The organism is Streptomyces sp. NPDC088252, assembly GCF_044740965.1.
Classification (GTDB): domain Bacteria; phylum Actinomycetota; class Actinomycetes; order Streptomycetales; family Streptomycetaceae; genus Streptomyces.
On the sequence record NZ_JBIURS010000011.1, the window covers coordinates 152,750 to 169,608 of the forward strand.

A 16,859-nucleotide genomic window follows, 5' to 3' on the forward strand; every position below is an offset into this window, starting at 1 on the left:
GGAATCCGCCCCGACGGGCCGCTCTCATGCTGGCGGTGCGCCTACCGGCTCACCGCCAGGCCGTTCACTTGCCGAAGTACGCGTGGTAGATCGACACGGAGGACTTGTTGCCCTTCTTGTCCGTGACATTGGCCTTGTAGGAGATGGACTTCCCCTTGGCCGGGTTCTTCACGGAGATCTTGCCCGCCTTGACCGTGGCCTTCTTCCAGGTCTTGCCTGCGTCGTAACTGACGTACACGGTCAGCGACTTCAGGTTCTTACCGGCCGCGGCGCCCTGCACCTTCACCGGCACGGAGGCGGTCCTGCCCGCGGTGACCTTGCCGTCCAGCGTCACATTGGGCGTGAAGCGGACCGTGGAGATCGGCAGCTGGGTCGAGTCGGCGCTCTTCTTGGACCGGAAGGTCCAGCTCGCGTCGATCCGGGTGGAGACGGCCGACACCTTGGTGCTGCGCCGGACCGAGGTCGTCAGCCGGTAGTCCGCGGCCGCGGACGGCACGGTGATGGGGGTGTAGCCCTCCAGCGGGTCCGCGTTCTGGGCGATCCTGGTGCCGTTGCGGTACAGGACGGTCTTGACCGAACTGTACGTGGAGGAGCCGATGTTGCCGCTGCCGTCGGCCGTCAGGGGCAGCGCGCCGACGATGTCGTTGCCGTCGCGGAAGATTCCGTAACCGGCGCCGAGCGCGGGGCCGAACACGGCGGTGTTGACCTTCTTGCTGTAGGTCTTGCCCGCCTTGAGGGTCTGCGGGTCACCGAGGGAGTACATCGCCTCGGTCACCGGGTAGCCGTCCTCGTCCAATCCGCCTTCCTGGCTGAAGTCGAAGTTCCACTGCACCTTGTCGGCGGTGGAGACATAGGCGGTGTTGGTACCGGGGAGCTTCTGGCTGGACCAGGCCGCCCAGCCGGAGGACGAACCGGGGAGCGAGCCCCAGGCCGCGATCCCGCCGGTCTTGCCCTTGGCGGACGAGCCGAGAGAGGTCTGGACCTTGGCCATCTGAGCGGTGGTGAACTTCCGGCTGTATCCGGTCGCCGCCTGGGTCACCGGGCCGCCGACCGCGATGTCGTACCGGGTCGAGGCCCCCTTGGTCCAGCTGCCGAGCCAGTGCTGGGAGAGCGAGCCGTCGGTCACCTTCGGGCCGACGTGCGCGGTGCGGAACCCCTGGTACGAGTCGAGGAGCCAGCCGTAGCCGTAGCCGCTGTCCTTGGTGACGAACTGGAGGTCGGGCGCCGCCAGCTGGGCCTTCGTGCCCGTGGTGGGCAGGGTGAAGTTCACCGGCTTCGTCTTGCGCGCGTCGAGCGTCACGGTGGTGTTCTTCGTGAGGTTCAGGATCGGCTGGGCGAACCAGTCGATGCCCTTGGCGCTGTTCTCCGGGTCGACGTAGACGGCCGAGTTCATCACGTAACCGCCCTTGGGGACGCGGACCTTCGCCGTGCCGCCCTCGCCCGTCGGGGACACCCACACATCGCGTGCCGAACCGGACATGCCGAAGAGATCGGACTCGTAGTACTTGGCGGGCTTGCCGTCACGTCCGATGAACTTGACCGTGAGGTCGTACGACTCGATCTCACGGTCAACCGCGGCCGCGGTGCGCACGGTCTGGCCGTCACCGGTCCCGACGACGTACGCGGAGTAGGTGCCGTCGGCCGTGCCGCCGAGCTTGGTGTTCACGGTCAGCGGTACGTCGGCGGTGCCGCCCGCGGGGACGGTCACCTTGTCGGCGCCGAGGGTGAAGAATCCGGCCGGGGCGGGCTTGCCCTTCGGGCCGGTGGCCGTGACCGCGACGTCGAGGGTGACGTCCGTCGTACCGAGGTTGCGGTACGTCACGTTCTTGGTGACCGGGGTGTCGTCGGTGTGCGGCCACTGGTGGACGCCGAAGCTCACCGAGACCGGGTCCGCGACGACGGTCTGGGCGATCGCCCGGTCGACGGCGATCCGGCCCGAGCCCTGCTCGAACGGGGTGTACGCGCCGGGCTTCGTCGAGGCCGTGAGGGCCCCCTTGAGCTCGGTGTACTTCCAGTCCGGGTGCTGCTGCTTGAGGAGCGCCGCGGCGCCCGCGACGTGCGGGGTGGCCATCGACGTACCGGAGATGGTCAGGTAGCCCGGCGGGTTCTGCCCGACCTCCTGGTCGATGGCGGAGCCGGGTGCGGCCGCGGCCGTGATGTCGACGCCGGGGGCGGTGACATCCGGTTTGATGGCACCGTCGCCGATGCGCGGGCCACGGCTGGAGAAGTCGGCCAGCTGGTCGTTGTCGTCGACCGCGCCGACGGTCAGGGCGGCGTCCGCGCTGCCCGGGGAGCCGACCGTACCGGCGCCGTCGCCCTCATTGCCCGCCGCGATGGCGAACAGGACGCCCTTTTCGGCCGACAGTTTGTTGACCGCCGCTTCGAGCGGGTCGATCTCGGGGGTGTCGCCGCCGCCGAGGCTCAGGTTGATGATGTCGGCGCCCTGTGCGACCGCCCACTCCATCCCGGCCAGGATGCCGGAGTCGTCGCCGAAGCCGTCGTCGCCGAGCACCTTGCCCTCGATGAGCTTGGCGTCCGGGGCCACGCCCTTGAACTTGCCGCCCGACTTGGCACCCGTGCCGGCCGCGATCGAGGAGACGTGCGTGCCGTGTCCGACCCGGTCCTTGGTGTCGGGCGAGGAGGTGAAGTTCTTCGTCTCCAGGACCTGGCCCTTGAGGTCCGGGTGGGTGGCGTCCACCCCGGTGTCCAGGACGGCGATCTTGACGCCCTTCCCGGTGTAACCGGCCTTCCAGGCGGTCGGTGCGCCGATCTGCGGCACACTCTTGTCGAGGCTCGCCTTGCGCACGCCGTTCAGCCAGACCCGGTCGACACCGGCGGCCGTGGTGCGCTGGGCGCCGTTCGAGGGCTTGCTGGTGAGTGCCTGCCAGATGTCCTTCGCGTCGTGGGTCGGGGTGGTCACCGACTCGGCGTTCAGGATCTTCAGGGTCCGGTCGACCCGGGTGGCGCCCGCGTCACGGACCTCCGCCTTCGCCGTCGCGGCCCGGTCGCCCCGGTAGGCGACGATCAGCTTCAGGCCCGCCTTCTGCGCCCGGCGGTTCTCCGCGCGGTTCAGCTCGGTGACGTCGAACAGCCGTCGGTCCAGCTTGCCGGAGCTGATCAGCCGGTGTGCGTCGGCCGGGACCAACAGGGTGTGCCCGTCACGTATCTGACGCTGCACGGGTATGTGTTCACGCCCCTTGGCGGGTCGGAAGCCCGTGACCCGGCCCTTGGCGTCCACCGAGACGCGGTCACCGGTGATCAGCGTCAGCTGGTGCCGGGCCACGGACTTGGTGCCCGTGGACCGCGCGATCTCGGGCTGTGCCACGGCCGGCGTGGTCATCCCGGCTGCGAGCGCCACGGCGGCCGCCGTGGCGATGGTCGAAACACACGCGTTTCTCACGTGTTTGCGCAACTCTCCCCCTGGAGAATCAGGCAGCCCGATGAGGGGCCACTGGTCAGTCGGCACCGCTGAGAAGCCGGTGTCGGCCGGTTCACCTACCTAGAGGGAGAATTGATCGAAAAGGTTCACAGGAACCGCACAGACAACCGGAGTTGACGGAAGTTCATCGGTGCGCGGGTGAACCGGACGGGGGGCGAGGGCGACCGAGGGGTGTGTGCCGGGCACGAGGGAGCAGCTGAGGAGCGGATTCGGGGGACAGGGGCCGGTCCGGGACGGCGGGAAGGTGCGGAGCGGGGCAGCGATGAGTTTCGGCCGCCGGACCGGTCACCCTGATGTGGAAGCCATGAGCCCGATCGTTCTTGTCGTCACCGGACGCGTCACACGGGACCGCGTGCCGGGACTCTGCGCCGAGCTGGAGTCGCTGCTGGACGGCGCCGAGGGCGCCGTCCACGACCCGGAGGCCGAGGTGGACTGCGATGTGGGCGGAGTCGTGCAGCCGGATCTGGCCCTGGTCGAGGCGATCGCGCGGCTGGGGCTCGTCGCACGCCGGGCGGGCGGCGGACGGCTCCGGCTGCGCAATGTGCCGCCCGAACTGCGGAGCCTGCTCGACCTGGTGGGGCTGGCCGATGTGGTGGACGTGCGATGCGAGGCCGGGGACGGCGGAGCCTGAGCGGGAATCCGGCCCGGGGCGGGGCCGTCCCGTTCGCCGGCCCGTCCCCTCCGGCGTCCCGCCCCACCGGCCCGCTCCCTCTACGTCCGCCCGTTCCGTATGCCGCGCCTCACGCGGCGTCCGCGTCGAGGTGGTCCGGCAGACCGAACAGCGGGAACCAGCGCGGTGTGTCCAGGAAGCAGTGCATCCCGGTGATGACGCCATCCGAGATGTCGATGACCTGCACCGCCCACGGCACGAACCCCGGTCCGTCCGGATTCGGCTTGTAGTGCGCGAACGCCGGGGCGCCGTTCGCCTCCGTCGCCACCAGCCGCGAGCCCGCGCAGCCGGCACCGTGGGAGACCATGAAGCCGGTGATGTCCTCGTGCCCCTGGAGCCATAGGTCGAACGGCGGCATGGTCATGACGGCGTCCTCGTGGAGCAGCGCGGTCAGCGCCGCCATGTCGTACCCCTCGAAGGCCGCGACGTAGCGCTCAAGGAGCCTGCGCTGCTCCTCGTCGAGCGGATCCGCGCTGTCGGGGACCAGGCCCTCGCGTTCCGAGAGGGTAGCGCGCGCCCGCTGGAGGGCGCTGTTGACCGAGGCGACCGAGGTGTCGAGCAACTCGGCGACCTCGCTCGCCTTCCAGGCGAGCACCTCGCGCAGGATCAGCACCACCCGCTGCTTGGGGGGCAGATGCTGCAACGCGGCCACGAACGCGAGCCGCACCGACTCCCGGGCCACGGCGGCCTCCGCCGGGTCGGCCGTCGTGGGCAGGATCCGCCCGTCCGGCATCGGCTCCAGCCAGGTGTTCTCCGGCAGCGGGTTGAGCGCCGCCCGGGCGAGCGGCGTCGGGCCCGTCAGATCGACCGGACGGGCCCGCTTCTTGCCCGCGTTCAGCATGTCCAGGCAGACGTTGGTGGCGATGCGGTACAACCAGGACCGCAGCGAGGAACGCCCCTCGAACTTGTCGAAGTTGCGCCAGGCACGCACCAGCGTGTCCTGTACCGCGTCCTCCGCCTCGAAGGCCGAGCCGAGCATGCGGTAGCAGTAGCCGGTCAGCTCGACCCGGTGTCCCTCCAGACGGTTGTCGATGTCCGCCGCTGCCAGATCACCCATCGCTCCACCCCTGTTGTGCTGTGACGCCACTCACTTCAGCACTGTGGAAGCTACCGCAGGCCACTGACAACGACGGCGGGAAGCACCGAAGCGGCCCACCATCAGGTCACGTTCCGGGCTTGCGCCCGTACACGTACACGTCGTCGCCGTTCTTCAGCAGTTTCCAGTAGGACTTCGCGTCGGCGTCCCGCATGTTGACGCAACCGTGCGACCCCGGCGGGTTCCACATGCTGACACCCACCGAGTGGAACGCCTGCCCGCCGTCGAAGAACTGGGAGTACGGCATCGACACGTGGTAGATGGACGAGACGTGGTTGATGTGCCGCAGGTAGATCTGCTTCGACCCGGTGCGCGTCTCGTACCCGTTCCGCCCGGTGCGTACCGGCACGGGACCGAACTTCAGCTTGCTGCCGTCCTGGATCCAGCTCAGCTGCCGGGTCAGGTCCACGCACGCTATCCGCCCCTTGTTCGTGGGGCACTTCTTGGCCTTGTTCGGGGTCTTGCCGGCTTCCTTCTGGGCCGTGAGCGTCTTCATCGTGCGCCAGGTGACCGGTCCCGCGTAGCCGATCGTGGGAGTGACCCCGTAGGTGCGCTGGAACGACTGGATCGCCTTGCAGTCGGCGGCCGACTGCTTGCCGTCGACCGGCCGGTGCAGATACTTCTCGACCTGCTTCTGGTACGGCCCGGTGGACGTCGTGCAGGACGCCGCCTGCGCGGATCCGCCGGTGCCCAGGACGAGGGCGGGCGCCGCCGTCAGACCGGCGACGGACAGTGCGACCGCCCGCCGCGCCCGGACCCCCCGAAATATTCCTGCGACTCTCATGTACGCCAACTCCCCTTCGCGCGCCGTGAGGTGATTCCGCCTGCTAGACGCGCGTCGGGGAGTGGATGGTTGTGCCTTGTACGTCTCAGTTCTGTACGGACGCCACCGGCAGGAGCCGGCGGCGCTCGGCGCGCGCGGCCCGTGAGCCGTACAGCGTGATCGAGACGACGCCGAGGACGGCGAGGAGCCCCAACGACACGGTCCCGGCCCAGCCCCCGGCGTGGAAGGCGACCGCGCCGAGCGTGCCGCCCGCGCTGGAGCCCAGGTAGTACGCGGACTGGTAGAGCGCCGACGCCTGTGCCCGGCCCTTCGTCGCCGTACGGCTCACGGACGAGGAGGCGACCGCGTGTCCGGCGAAGAAACCCGCCGTGATCAGGACCAGGCCGAGGAGTACGGCGGCCGGCTGGTCGGCGAGCGAGAGCAGCAGACCGGCGGCCGTGGTGGAGACGGCGAGGTACAGCGCGCCCCGGCGGCCGAGCCGGGCGACCAGCTTGCCCGCCGCCGCGGAGGAGACCGTACCGACGAGATAGACCAGGAAGATCGAGCCGACGATCCCCTGCGGGAGGTTGAACGGCGCCTCCACCAGGCGGTAGCCGATCACCGTGTAGACCGCGCCGAACACCGTCATGAACAGCGCGCCGATGGCGTACAGCCGGCGCAGCAGGGGATCGGCGAGGTGCCCGCCCACCGTCTTCGCCAGGGCCTTCGGGTTCAGCGAGCCCGGGGTGAAGTGCCGGGCCGCGGGGATCATGAGGTGGAAGACCACCGCGCAGGCCACGGCCATCAGCCCGACCGCTCCGAGCGCCGCCCGCCAGCCCCACAGCTGGGCGACCCAGCCGGTCAGGATCCGGCCGCTCATCCCGCCGATGCTGTTCCCCGCCACGAACAGCCCGATCGCGGCGACCAGCGCCTTCGGCCGTACCTCCTCCGCCAGGTAGGCCATCGCGGAGGCGGGCAGCCCGGCCAGTGCCGCGCCCTGGACGGCGCGCAGCGCGATCAGCCAGCCCAGCGAGGGCGCGAAGGGTACGAGCAGCCCGACCAGCACGGCGACCGTCAGGGAGGCGGTCATCATCTGCCGTCGCCCGAAGCGCTCGGAGAGCGCGCTCATCGGCAGCACGCACAGCGCCAGGGCGCCCGTCGCGGCGGAGACCGTCCAGCTGGCCTGTCCGGCCGTGGCGCCGAGGGACGCGGAGACGGCGGGCAGCAGGGCCTGGGTGGAGTAGAGGAGTGCGAAGGTCGCGACACCGGCGGCGAAGAGCGCGAAGCTCATCCGGCGGTAACCGGGGCGGCCGGGTTCGAGACGGTCCGGTCCGGCGGGGCCGGTGGCGGCGGCAGCGGCGACGGGGGACGGCTGGGGCGAGGCGGCCACCGTGAGGGTGGACGCCCCGGTACTGGCAGGAGGCATGGTTCGAAAGTAGGCTCCCCGGTTTCATGCGTCCAATGCACGAATTGGCGATAATCAATCCCATGGTGCATGAACGCAGCTCACGGCCACGGCTGTCACCGAGCAGTTACGAAGAAGACATTCGCGCGGTCCTCGCGCCGAGGCTGGCCCACTTCGAGGCGGTGGCGCGGCACGAGCACGTCACCCGTGCCGCGCACGAGCTCGGCGTCCCGCAGTCGACGCTCTCACGGTCGATGGTCAGGCTCGAACAGGACCTGGGAGTCGCCCTGTTCGCCCGCAAGGGCCGTACCGTCTCCCTGACCCCCGCGGGCCGCACCTTCCTGGGCTCCGCCGAGCGGGCCCTCGCCGAGGTCGAGAAGGCCGCCGACTCGGTACGGGCCGACGCCGACCCGGCCACCGGCAAGGTCGCCTTCGGCTTTCTGCACACCATGGGCTCCGAGACCGTGCCCGCCCTGCTCCGCGCCTTCCGCGCCGACCACCCCCGGGTCCGCTTCCAGCTCGTGCAGAACTACGGCGAGGCGATGATCGAACGCCTCCGGGCCGGCGGCCTCGACCTCTGCCTCACCTCACCCGTCCCGGACGCCCCGGATCTGGTCGCCCGCCGCCTCGACGAACAGCGGCTGCGTCTTGTCGTCCCCGAGGACCACCGGCTCGCCACGCGTCGTCGCATCCGCCTGGCGGAGGCCGCCGACGAGAAGTTCGTCACCCTCGAACCGGGTTACGGCCTGCGGCGGATCACCGACGACCTGTGCGCGGAGGCGGGGTTCACGCCACGCGTCGCCTTCGAGGGCGAGGAGGCGGAGACCCTGCGCGGCCTGGTCGCGGCGGGTCTCGGCGTGGCCCTGCTGCCGCCGCCCGCAGTGGCCCGCCCCGGCGTCGTCGAGCTCACCGTGACGGCACCGAGGGCGGCCCGCGAGATCGGCGTCGCCTGGCTGGACGGCCACCCGGACACCCCGCCGGTGGCCGCCTTCAAACGCTTCCTGCTGTCGAGGCGGGGACACCTGCTGCCGGACTGACCGGGCCGGGACGGCGCCGGAGACGGTCCCGGCTCACCGTCCGCCCGATGACCGGCCCCCGGCCGCGCGTACGGCCCGCTCGAAGTACGCGTGTGCGCGCGAGTCCTCCGGCGTGCCGAGCACACCGAGGCCGCGGTCGGCGAACGGCCCGAACAGCAGCCCGTGCCGGCGCAGGGTGTCGAACGCCGGTTCGTCGGTGTCGCGGACGGTGGCCAGGGGCAGCGTGCGTGCGGCCCCCACGGTCGTCGTCACGGCCCACCAGGCGATGTCGTCCTCCTCGACAGGGAGCGGAGTGAACCGGATCCCGCCCACCTCCGCCCAGGGAACGCGCCGACGGCTCCAGGGCCGGACGACCGTGATCCCGGCGTCGTCCAGACGTACGGCGAACCGGCCCCGCAGCGCGTAGTGCAGCACGACCGGCAGCAGCAGGCAGGTGGGGACGAACCACCTCGTCGGATGGTCCCCCCAAGGGCCGAGGACACCCACGACGGTGACGCAGACCCAGGTGAGCGCCGTTTCGGCGCACAGCCACCGCACCAGCGGCGGCCCCTCCAGCACGCGTACCCTCACCGCGGTCACGAGCGCGTCACCGGCCCCGTCCCGCCCGGTGGCGCCGTGTGCACCGCATCTTCGGCCACCGTCACCGGGCGGATCGTCGGCCACCTTCCGAAGGCGGTACTCGCGCTGTGGACCACGGCACTCATGAGCCCCCCTCATGCCGTCGCTGTTCATGGCTGCTCATCGTGTGATCAACCTATGAGTCGTGGTGGTGAGAGGCATGAGTGCCCGTACTCAACCCCATTCACGTTTCCGCCGGTTGCGCGGCCGACCGGGTGCGGCCACATCATGTGCCGCTCGGCCCCCGCCGGTTCGTCCCCTCAGTCCCGCAACGACCTTCCGAACCCCGCGGCCAGCGGCATCCGCAGCCCCAGCGGTGGCGGAGCCGCCAGGGCGTCGGCCACCGGACGGGCGTAGGCCCGGCCGAAGAGCGAGCCGCGGACGAAGTCCGTGACCAGGGCCGCCACTTCGGCCCGGTGCTGGCGCAGACCGTGGCCGTCCGAGTGGACCTCGAAACGGCAGGTGTCACGGTTGGCCTTCTTGGCCCGTTCGGCGAGCCGGAAGGAGAGCTCGGGATCGGTGCGGGCATCGTTCGTGCCGTGGACGAGCAGGACGTGCCGGCCCAGCAGATGCTTCACCGGCTCCGGCTCGTCCCGCGCGTCCTCGGGCAGCCACGGAGCCATCGCCAGCACGGAGCCGACCGCCGCGTGGCCGCCCGCCCGGAGCGCGGCCCGGCCGCCCATGCCGTGGCCGACGAGGCAGACGGGGACGTCGCCGTAGCGCCGTACGACCTCGTCCACCGCCCAACGGGCGTCCGCCGCGAGCTGCGCGTCGGTCGCGTTCCAGCCCCGGCAGCTGTAGCGCACGACATGCGCGGCGAGCCCGTCCTCCTGGCCCGCGCGGGCCAGGGTCCGGGCCAGCGGCAGCTGGAGGGCGTACGAAAGAGGGGAGGGGCGGCGGTGCGAGTCGGCCTCGCCGTCAGGGAGCAGCAGAACCACGCCGCTGACCGCAGATGGTGCTCCGGCCGTCCTGACGGCCCGTCCCAGCCTCGCAGCAGGCAGGGGGAGTGCGCGCTGTGCCATGACAGAACAGTGTCAGAAGGGCAGGTGTACTCCACCCGTATTCGCGGTCACTGTTACGTATCGGCAAGCGACAATCTACGCGCGTAGGCGCTAGAGTGCCCAAATGATGAGCCCGACCCTCCATGCGCCCCGCCAGGATCAGATCCGACGTGCCCCCAAGGTCCTTCTCCACGACCACCTCGACGGCGGCCTGCGCCCGGGAACGATCGTCGACCTCGCCCTCGCGAGCGGATACGACGGACTCCCCGAGACCGAGCCCGACAAGCTCGGCATCTGGTTCCGCGAGGCGGCCGACTCCGGGTCGCTGGAGCGCTACCTGGAGACGTTCGCCCACACCTGCGCCGTCATGCAGACCCGTGAGGCACTGTTCCGGGTGGCCGCCGAGTGCGCCGAGGACCTGGCCGCGGACGGTGTCGTCTACGCCGAGGTGCGGTACGCCCCCGAGCAGCACCTGGAAGCCGGGCTGACCCTCGAAGAGGTCGTCGAGGCGGTCAACGAGGGCTTCCGTGAGGGCGAGCGGCGGGCCCGCCAAGACGGGCACCGCATCCGCATGGGGGCCCTCCTCACCGCGATGCGGCACGCCGCCCGCTCCCTGGAGATCGCCGAACTCGCCAACCGCTACCGCGACCAGGGCGTCGTCGGCTTCGACATCGCGGGCGCGGAGGCGGGCTTCCCGCCCACCCGGCACCTCGACGCGTTCGAGTACCTCAAGCGCGAGAACAACCACTTCACCATCCACGCGGGCGAGGCCTTCGGCCTGCCGTCGATCTGGCAGGCCCTCCAGTGGTGCGGCGCCGACCGGCTCGGCCACGGCGTCCGCATCATCGACGACATCGAGGTCACCGAGGACGGCGGTGTGAAGCTCGGCCGTCTCGCCTCCTACGTACGGGACAAGCGCATCCCGCTGGAGCTGTGCCCCACCTCCAACCTCCAGACCGGCGCCGCCGCCTCGTACGCCGAGCACCCCATCGGGCTGCTGCGGAAGCTCTATTTCCGGGTCACCGTGAACACGGACAACCGGCTGATGAGCGGTACGACCATGAGCCGTGAATTCGAGAAGCTGACCGAGACTTTCGGATACTCGCTCGACGACATGCAGTGGTTCACCGTCAACGCGATGAAATCCGCGTTCATCCCTTTCGATGAACGTCTCGCGATGATCAATGATGTGATCAAGCCCGGATATGCGGAGCTGAAGTCCGAGTGGCTCTTCGAGCAGACCGCCACGACCAGCGTCTCTTCGACTTCCGGGGACTGATTCACACTTTCGGGGGGAACGGCCGGGAGGGCGAATTCCCGGCCGTTGCCCGGGCGGGGCGTGTTTGCGGGACGGGTAGTGGGCTGACTACGTTTCAGAGCCGCTCACTTCCCCTCCCCCAAGGATGAATTTCACATGAAGCAGTCTGCCGTCAGGACTCTCGGCGTCGCCGCGCTCGGTGCCGCTTTCGCCGCTGCCGCCGCGGGCACCGCCTCCGCCGCCGTGTTGCCGACCGACGCCGCGGCCACCACCCTGCCGGTCGCCGGCTCGACGCTGGAGGACGCCACCCGGACCCTGCCGGTCCAGGACGCGAGCACCAAGCTTCTCGGCACCGGCCGGCAGAAGCTCGCCGACGGCGCCACCGCGCCGGTCAAGGGCCTGCTCGGCGGTCTGCCCGCGGGTGGCCTGAAGACCAGCGGTCTGTCGACCAACGGCCTCCCGCTCGGCGGCTGATCCCCGTACGCACGCCTGTGGGGCGGACACCCGAACCGGGTGTCCGCCCCACAGGCATGTGGTGCGGCGCCTCACCAGGCGGTGGACGAGGTCTTCTCGGCCGGGAAGAACACCCACAGCGCCAGGTAGAGCAGGAACTGCGGCCCCGGCAGCAGGCAGGAGAGCAGGAAGATGACGCGCATGGTTCCCGCGGAGGTGCCGAAGCGCCGTGCCAGCGCCGCGCACACTCCACCGATCATGCGTCCGTCGAGGGGGCGGGCGAGTGCGGCCATGGTGGGCTCCTTCGTGAACCGTTGCTGAGGAGCAGCTCCGTCGTGCTCCCGATGCATTCATGGTCGCCCGACGAACAGGGGCAAAGCATCGCTCTACGGTGCGATACCGACCCTGGGAATCGTCGGGGTCGGCCCCTGAGCAGGCTCGTCCCTGGGGCGGGGCATCACCCTGATCCGCCGCTGCTTCCTGCGGCGCAGCCGCGCCCGGCCCACGGGTACGACCAGCAGATGGGCGAGCGCCACACCGATCGTGTTCAGCAACAGCGAGTCGACGTCGACGACCTGCCCCGGCACTCCGGTCTGCAGCAGTTCGATGGCGAGCGAGATCATGGCCCCCGCCGCGACGGTACGGGCCATCGAGGCCCACGGGGAGACGAACAGCCGCCCTCCGGCCATCGGCAGCAGTACGCCGAGCGGGGCCAGCAGCAGCAGTCCCGCGCCGATCCGGCGGGTGGCCTCGACCGTGCCGAGCGACAGGTCCGCTCTGATGCCGGCGAGCGGGTGGAGGTTCGAGGCCGTCGTCCACGGCACGTCGAGGGGGCGCAGCGTCAGCCAGCCGACAAGCAGCAGATGCGCGAGGAGGAGAGAGATCCCGGCCGCGCGGAAGCGGATGGCAGCTCGACTGCCCGAACCTTGACGCACGCCCCCCAAGACGCGCCGGGCGGCAGGATCGGTTCCGCCGAGCCCGACGAACCCGTCGCCGGGCCCGTTCGGCGCCTCGACCCGCTCGGGCCGAGCCCGGCCCACCCGGCGCGCGAGAACGGCGAACCGGCCGCCGGACGTCTCCCGCGCCCCGGCATTCCCGCGCTCAGGCCTTCGGCCGCGCCGCCGGCGTCGGCACGGCCTTCGGCCGCGCCTTCGTCTCCGCGGTGCACAGATACCCGCGCGGCGCGTATGCGCCGGGCCCGGCCAGCACCACCGTGCCCTGCGGGGCGAGCGTCTCGCTCTCCGCGTACGTGCACACGATCTGGGCCAGCGCCTCGGCCGGCAGGTCCTCCGGCTGCTCGCTGAGCCGCAGCGTGCCCTGCCGGTCACCGCTGCGGGCCGGGCCGATCCGCAGCCCGGCCGGAACGGCCGTGGTGAACCCGGCCCGCCGCTCGTCGGCGGACGGCTTCTGCTCCAGTTCCTCCAGGAGAGCCCGCGCTATCCGGATCCGGTCCGACTTCGCGTCCCCGACCTGCACCGTGCGGTCCACCGTGACGAGCTGCGAGGAGCAGACCAGATAGATCTGTACGGGGATGCCCCGGAGAGCCTGGGTGGTGACGTCCTCCGCGGACATCGAGCACGGCACCCGGGACGGCGCCGCCCCGGCGTCCACCGGCACGGAGGTGGTCCTGATCCCGCAGCCCGCGGCCAGCACGGCCGCGGTCACGGCACCGGCCAGCGCCACGGCCGACCGGACCGCCCGGCGGTTGCCGCCCGTCATGTCGCCTCGCCCTCCTCGTCCTGGTTCCCCGGGTCGCGGTCCCCGTCGGAACGGGTGAGCGGCTCGGCGTCGCGCGGCAGCCGCAGGACGAACACCGCGCCGTCGCCGTCCGGTGAGTTCGCGGCCGTGATGTCGCCGCCGTGGATGTGCGCGTTCTCCATGGCGATCGACAGACCGAGGCCGCTGCCCTCGGAGCGCGGCCGGGAGGCGCTGGCCTTGTAGAACCGGTCGAAGACGTGCGGCAGGACGTCCTCGGGGATGCCGGGGCCGTGGTCGCGGACCTCGATGACGAGTTCGTCGCCCTCGGTCCGCACCGCGACCCGCACCGGCGAACCGCCGTGCTTGAGGGCGTTGCCGATCAGATTCGCCAGGATCACATCGAGCCGCCGGGGGTCGAGGCGGACCAGCATGCCGCGCTCGGCGTCCAGATCCACCGCGTCCAGCCAGGCACGGGCGTCGATGCAGGCGGTCACCTGGTCGGCGACATCGACCGTGTCGAGGACGAGCCGGGCCGTGCCCGCGTCGAAGCGGGTGACCTCCATCAGGTTCTCCACCAGGTCGTTGAGGCGCCGGGTCTCGCTCACCACCAGGTGCACCGCCGGCGCGATCATCGGATCGAGGCTGTCCGCCTCGTCCTCCAGCACCTCGGTGACGGCGGTCAGCGCGGTGAGCGGGGTGCGCAGTTCGTGCGACATGTCGGCGACGAACCGTCGGCTCGCCTCGTCCCGCGCACTCATGTCCGCGACCTTCTTCTCCAGCGAACTCGCGGTCCTGTTGAACGTACGGGAGAGATCGGCGAGTTCATCGGTGCCGGAGACCACGAGCCGGGTGTCGAGCTTGCCCTCGCCGAGTTTGCGGGCGGCGTCACCGAGCCGCTGAACGGGGCGCAGCACGGTCGTCGCGGCGGCCTGTGCGAGCAGCGCCGAGCCGACCAGGGCGAGCCCGGTGGCGATCCCCAGCGACCAGGCGAGCGAGTTCAGATCCTGACGCTCCTGGTCGAGGGACTTCAGCATGTAGCCGGTCGGGCCGCCGCCGATGATCTTCGTACCGCCCACCAGATACGGCGTGCCGCGGATACTGGTCCGCTGCCAGAACAGGTGGTACGCGTACTTGTTGCCCGCCTCGACCGGCTGCTTCTTGTCGACGGCCTTCTGCAGCGACAGCGGCACGTTGTCGAGCGTGAAGGTGTCCAGGTCGGAGTTGCCGACGATCGGCTTGCCCCGGTCGCGCTCGTCGACCAGCAGCACGCTGTAGCCGGGCGAGCTGCTCGCCATCTGCACGGCGGCGTTCTGCAGATCGTCCTTGGTGGGTTGCGGCGGCAGCGAGGCCGCCCGGTTCTGCATCTCCTGGCGGAAGTCCCCGAGGGCGGAGTCCTGGGTGCGGGTCAGCACGGCCTCGCGGTTCAGCCAGTACGCGATCCCCGAGGCGGACACGGCGGCGGTCAGCGCCACCAGCGCGAACACGACGACCAGACGCAGCCGCAGACTGGTCCAGCGAAGCCCGGTGAGCAGGGTCCGTTTGACGGCATCACTCACTGAGGCGAATCCAGCCGGTAGCCCACACCCCGAACGGTACGGATCAGGGTCGGCGAGGACGGCACGTCCTCCACCTTGGCGCGCAGCCGCTGCACACAGGCGTCCACGAGCCGGGAGTCACCGAGGTAGTCGTGCTCCCAGACCAGCCGCAGCAGCTGCTGCCGTGACAGGGCCTGGCCCGGCCGGCGGCTCAGCTCCAGCAGAAGTCGCAGCTCGGTCGGCGTGAGCTGCAGATCCTCGCCGTTCTTGGTCACGGTCATCGCGGAACGGTCGATCACCACGCTCCCGAAGGACGCGGAGTCGGTGGACTCGCGCTCACCGCGGCGCAGCACCGCCCGGATGCGGGCGTCGAGCACCCGGCCCTGCACGGGCTTCACCACATAGTCGTCGGCGCCGGACTCGAGTCCCACCACGACGTCGATGTCGTCGCTGCGCGCGGTCAGCAGAATGATCGGCAGTTGGTCGGTGCGCCGGATGCGCCGGCACACCTCGAAACCGTCGATTCCGGGCAGCATCACATCCAGCACGATCAGATCCGGCCGCTGCTCACGCAGCAGTTTGAGGCCGTCCTCTCCCGTCGCCGCGGTGGCCACACGGTGGCCCTGGCGTGACAGCGAGAGTTCGAGGGCCGTGCGGATGGCGTCGTCGTCCTCGATCAGCAACAGGAAAGGCACGCTGGTCATTCTGACCCATGGTGGAGCCCCAGTTCGACAGTTGGCGCCGACTCATACATCCGGCGGACCGGCGACGCGCCGACGGCAGGCCCTGTGACAGGGCTGTGACAGTCGGCGGACAGCCCGATGAAACTGCCCCGGCAAGCTCATTGGCACAAGGAACGGACGGACTCCACCGATGGGGGGCGCAAGATGAACGCAACTCACAGCACCACCGCAAGCGCAGTTGTCACGCGTCTCCACGATGTCGGCCGGAGTACCGAGAAATCCGGTGCCGTGGGGGGCGCCTCCCTGCTTGAGCGGAGCCGAGAGCTCGGCGGCGGGCGGGGGTGCGTTCGGGGCGCCGGGCGTCAGCACACGTCGTACATGACGGTGATCGACGCGTCCGTGGGGGACAACGGGGGAAACGGCGGGGGAAGCAACGGGGGAGCCGCGTACGGGGAGGTCACGGGGGAGCGGAAGGCCCCGGCGCAGGTCGAGGACGCCGAAACGGCGTTCACTGCCTACGTCCGGGAGCGCCGCGCCTCCCTGTACGCAACCGCCTATCACCTGACCGGTGACCGGTTCGAGGCCGAGGACCTGCTGCAGAGCGCTCTCTTCTCGACCTACCGTGCGTGGGACCGGATCAGCGACAAGGCGGCGGTCGGCGGCTATCTGCGCCGCACCATGACCAATCTGCACATCAGCGCCTGGCGCAGGCGCAAGCTCAACGAGTACCCGACCGAGGAGCTGCCGGAGACGGCGGGCGACACGGACGCGATGCGCGGCACGGAACTGCGCGCCGTGCTCTGGCAGGCGCTGGCGCGGCTGCCGGAACTCCAGCGCACGATGCTGGTCCTGCGCTACTACGAGGGCCGCACCGACCCGGAGATCGCGGCCATCCTCGACATCAGTGTCGGCACGGTGAAGTCCAGCATCTGGCGGTCGCTCCGTCGGCTGCGCGAGGACGAGGTCCTCAGCTTCGGCCGTGACGAGGAGGAGTCCTTCGGCGAGCTGGTGGCCTGAGGGGACGGGGGACACGGGGGACGAGGGGGCCGCCGCCTCGGGGGAGGCGGTGGTGCACGGGGGAAGTGCTGCGGGGTCGGACGGGCTGGGGGCCCGTCCGACCCCGTCGTCAAGCCCCCCGCCGGCCGGGGGGCTGACCACCGGGGGCCGGGGCACCGCACGAACCGGTGGGCCCGAAAACCGGGG

16 protein-coding genes are annotated in these 16,859 nt (G+C 70.7%); 5 read left to right on the top strand and 11 right to left on the bottom strand.

Features of this window, described 5'->3' with window-relative positions; genetic code table 11:
* Positions 1-64 precede the first annotated feature (64 nt).
* Positions 65-3,340 carry a S8 family serine peptidase gene (locus ACIOHC_RS23500; RefSeq protein WP_401843917.1) on the bottom strand — a complete coding sequence of 1,092 codons (3,276 nt, stop codon included), beginning with the start codon at positions 3,338-3,340 and terminating at the stop codon, positions 65-67.
* 361 nt (positions 3,341-3,701) lie between these two features.
* Between ACIOHC_RS23500 and ACIOHC_RS23505 the strand changes: the two genes are divergently transcribed.
* Positions 3,702-4,070: an STAS domain-containing protein gene (locus ACIOHC_RS23505; RefSeq protein WP_365694448.1), complete on the top strand. Its 369-nt coding sequence runs from the start codon at positions 3,702-3,704 to the stop codon at positions 4,068-4,070.
* Between the two features lie 109 nt (positions 4,071-4,179).
* On the opposite strand, the gene ACIOHC_RS23510 is transcribed toward ACIOHC_RS23505, so the two are convergent.
* The 3 genes from ACIOHC_RS23510 to ACIOHC_RS23520 all read right to left on the bottom strand — a co-directional run bounded on the left by ACIOHC_RS23510 (position 4,180) and on the right by ACIOHC_RS23520 (position 7,394).
* A complete protein-coding gene (locus ACIOHC_RS23510) occupies positions 4,180-5,166 on the bottom strand; it encodes a sigma-70 family RNA polymerase sigma factor (protein WP_351086457.1) in 987 nt (328 codons plus the stop codon).
* A gap of 106 nt (positions 5,167-5,272) precedes the next feature.
* On the bottom strand, positions 5,273-5,989 hold the full coding sequence (locus ACIOHC_RS23515) for a L,D-transpeptidase family protein (protein WP_401843825.1): 717 nt from the start codon (positions 5,987-5,989) through the stop codon (positions 5,273-5,275).
* A gap of 85 nt (positions 5,990-6,074) precedes the next feature.
* The gene (locus ACIOHC_RS23520; protein WP_389636846.1) at positions 6,075-7,394 is read right to left on the bottom strand and encodes an MFS transporter; all 1,320 of its coding nucleotides are present in this window, start codon (positions 7,392-7,394) and stop codon (positions 6,075-6,077) included.
* 62 nt (positions 7,395-7,456) lie between these two features.
* Between ACIOHC_RS23520 and ACIOHC_RS23525 the strand changes: the two genes are divergently transcribed.
* Complete coding sequence (locus ACIOHC_RS23525; RefSeq protein ID WP_389636845.1) at positions 7,457-8,410, top strand: LysR family transcriptional regulator; 954 nt, start codon at positions 7,457-7,459, stop codon at positions 8,408-8,410.
* A gap of 33 nt (positions 8,411-8,443) precedes the next feature.
* Here the strand turns inward: ACIOHC_RS23525 and ACIOHC_RS23530 are convergent, their stop codons facing one another.
* The gene (locus tag ACIOHC_RS23530; protein ID WP_351086450.1) at positions 8,444-8,989 is read right to left on the bottom strand and encodes a hypothetical protein; all 546 of its coding nucleotides are present in this window, start codon (positions 8,987-8,989) and stop codon (positions 8,444-8,446) included.
* Between the two features lie 299 nt (positions 8,990-9,288).
* Complete coding sequence (locus tag ACIOHC_RS23535) at positions 9,289-10,050, bottom strand: alpha/beta hydrolase (RefSeq protein WP_351086448.1); 762 nt, start codon at positions 10,048-10,050, stop codon at positions 9,289-9,291.
* A gap of 103 nt (positions 10,051-10,153) precedes the next feature.
* Here ACIOHC_RS23535 and ACIOHC_RS23540 point away from each other — a divergent pair, with 103 nt between their 5' ends.
* Both ACIOHC_RS23540 and ACIOHC_RS23545 read left to right on the top strand, forming a co-directional pair.
* Positions 10,154-11,308: an adenosine deaminase gene (locus ACIOHC_RS23540; RefSeq protein WP_365694454.1), complete on the top strand. Its 1,155-nt coding sequence runs from the start codon at positions 10,154-10,156 to the stop codon at positions 11,306-11,308.
* A gap of 135 nt (positions 11,309-11,443) precedes the next feature.
* Positions 11,444-11,761 carry a hypothetical protein gene (locus ACIOHC_RS23545; protein WP_351086444.1) on the top strand — a complete coding sequence of 106 codons (318 nt, stop codon included), beginning with the start codon at positions 11,444-11,446 and terminating at the stop codon, positions 11,759-11,761.
* A gap of 71 nt (positions 11,762-11,832) precedes the next feature.
* Here ACIOHC_RS23545 and ACIOHC_RS23550 read toward each other — a convergent pair whose 3' ends face one another.
* The 5 genes from ACIOHC_RS23550 to afsQ1 all read right to left on the bottom strand — a co-directional run bounded on the left by ACIOHC_RS23550 (position 11,833) and on the right by afsQ1 (position 15,668).
* Entirely contained in the window at positions 11,833-12,033 is a 201-nt protein-coding gene (locus ACIOHC_RS23550; protein ID WP_401843829.1) for a PspC domain-containing protein, read from the bottom strand.
* A 93-nt stretch (positions 12,034-12,126) separates the two neighbouring features.
* Positions 12,127-12,675, bottom strand: a complete 549-nt coding sequence (locus ACIOHC_RS23555) for a VanZ family protein (protein ID WP_351086440.1) — start codon at positions 12,673-12,675, stop codon at positions 12,127-12,129.
* Positions 12,676-12,841: 166 nt separating this feature from the next.
* On the bottom strand, positions 12,842-13,459 hold the full coding sequence (locus ACIOHC_RS23560; RefSeq protein WP_351086438.1) for a GerMN domain-containing protein: 618 nt from the start codon (positions 13,457-13,459) through the stop codon (positions 12,842-12,844).
* Positions 13,456-14,994, bottom strand: coding sequence for a HAMP domain-containing sensor histidine kinase (locus tag ACIOHC_RS23565; RefSeq protein WP_351086436.1), 1,539 nt, complete (start codon positions 14,992-14,994; stop codon positions 13,456-13,458). The genes ACIOHC_RS23560 and ACIOHC_RS23565 overlap by 4 nt, the downstream gene beginning before the upstream one ends.
* A complete protein-coding gene (afsQ1, locus tag ACIOHC_RS23570; protein WP_206433404.1) occupies positions 14,991-15,668 on the bottom strand; it encodes a two-component system response regulator AfsQ1 in 678 nt (225 codons plus the stop codon). The genes ACIOHC_RS23565 and afsQ1 overlap by 4 nt, the downstream gene beginning before the upstream one ends.
* Positions 15,669-15,860: 192 nt before the next feature.
* Between afsQ1 and ACIOHC_RS23575 the strand changes: the two genes are divergently transcribed.
* Positions 15,861-16,673 carry a SigE family RNA polymerase sigma factor gene (locus ACIOHC_RS23575; RefSeq protein ID WP_351086434.1) on the top strand — a complete coding sequence of 271 codons (813 nt, stop codon included), beginning with the start codon at positions 15,861-15,863 and terminating at the stop codon, positions 16,671-16,673.
* The last annotated feature ends 186 nt before the right edge of the window (positions 16,674-16,859 follow it).

Excerpts from the sequence above, each read along its gene's own strand:
- ACIOHC_RS23500 (WP_401843917.1), bottom strand. The coding sequence starts at position 3,340 with ATGACCACGCCGGCCGTGGCACAGCCCGAGATCGCGCGGTCCACGGGC.
- ACIOHC_RS23505 (WP_365694448.1), top strand. The coding sequence starts at position 3,702 with ATGAGTTTCGGCCGCCGGACCGGTCACCCTGATGTGGAAGCCATGAGC.
- ACIOHC_RS23510 (WP_351086457.1), bottom strand. The coding sequence starts at position 5,166 with ATGGGTGATCTGGCAGCGGCGGACATCGACAACCGTCTGGAGGGACAC.
- ACIOHC_RS23515 (WP_401843825.1), bottom strand. The coding sequence starts at position 5,989 with ATGAGAGTCGCAGGAATATTTCGGGGGGTCCGGGCGCGGCGGGCGGTC.
- ACIOHC_RS23520 (WP_389636846.1), bottom strand. The coding sequence starts at position 7,394 with ATGCCTCCTGCCAGTACCGGGGCGTCCACCCTCACGGTGGCCGCCTCG.
- ACIOHC_RS23525 (WP_389636845.1), top strand. The coding sequence starts at position 7,457 with ATGGTGCATGAACGCAGCTCACGGCCACGGCTGTCACCGAGCAGTTAC.
- ACIOHC_RS23535 (WP_351086448.1), bottom strand. The coding sequence starts at position 10,050 with ATGGCACAGCGCGCACTCCCCCTGCCTGCTGCGAGGCTGGGACGGGCC.
- ACIOHC_RS23540 (WP_365694454.1), top strand. The coding sequence starts at position 10,154 with ATGATGAGCCCGACCCTCCATGCGCCCCGCCAGGATCAGATCCGACGT.
- ACIOHC_RS23545 (WP_351086444.1), top strand. The coding sequence starts at position 11,444 with ATGAAGCAGTCTGCCGTCAGGACTCTCGGCGTCGCCGCGCTCGGTGCC.
- ACIOHC_RS23550 (WP_401843829.1), bottom strand. The coding sequence starts at position 12,033 with ATGGCCGCACTCGCCCGCCCCCTCGACGGACGCATGATCGGTGGAGTG.
- ACIOHC_RS23560 (WP_351086438.1), bottom strand. The coding sequence starts at position 13,459 with ATGACGGGCGGCAACCGCCGGGCGGTCCGGTCGGCCGTGGCGCTGGCC.
- ACIOHC_RS23575 (WP_351086434.1), top strand. The coding sequence starts at position 15,861 with ATGAACGCAACTCACAGCACCACCGCAAGCGCAGTTGTCACGCGTCTC.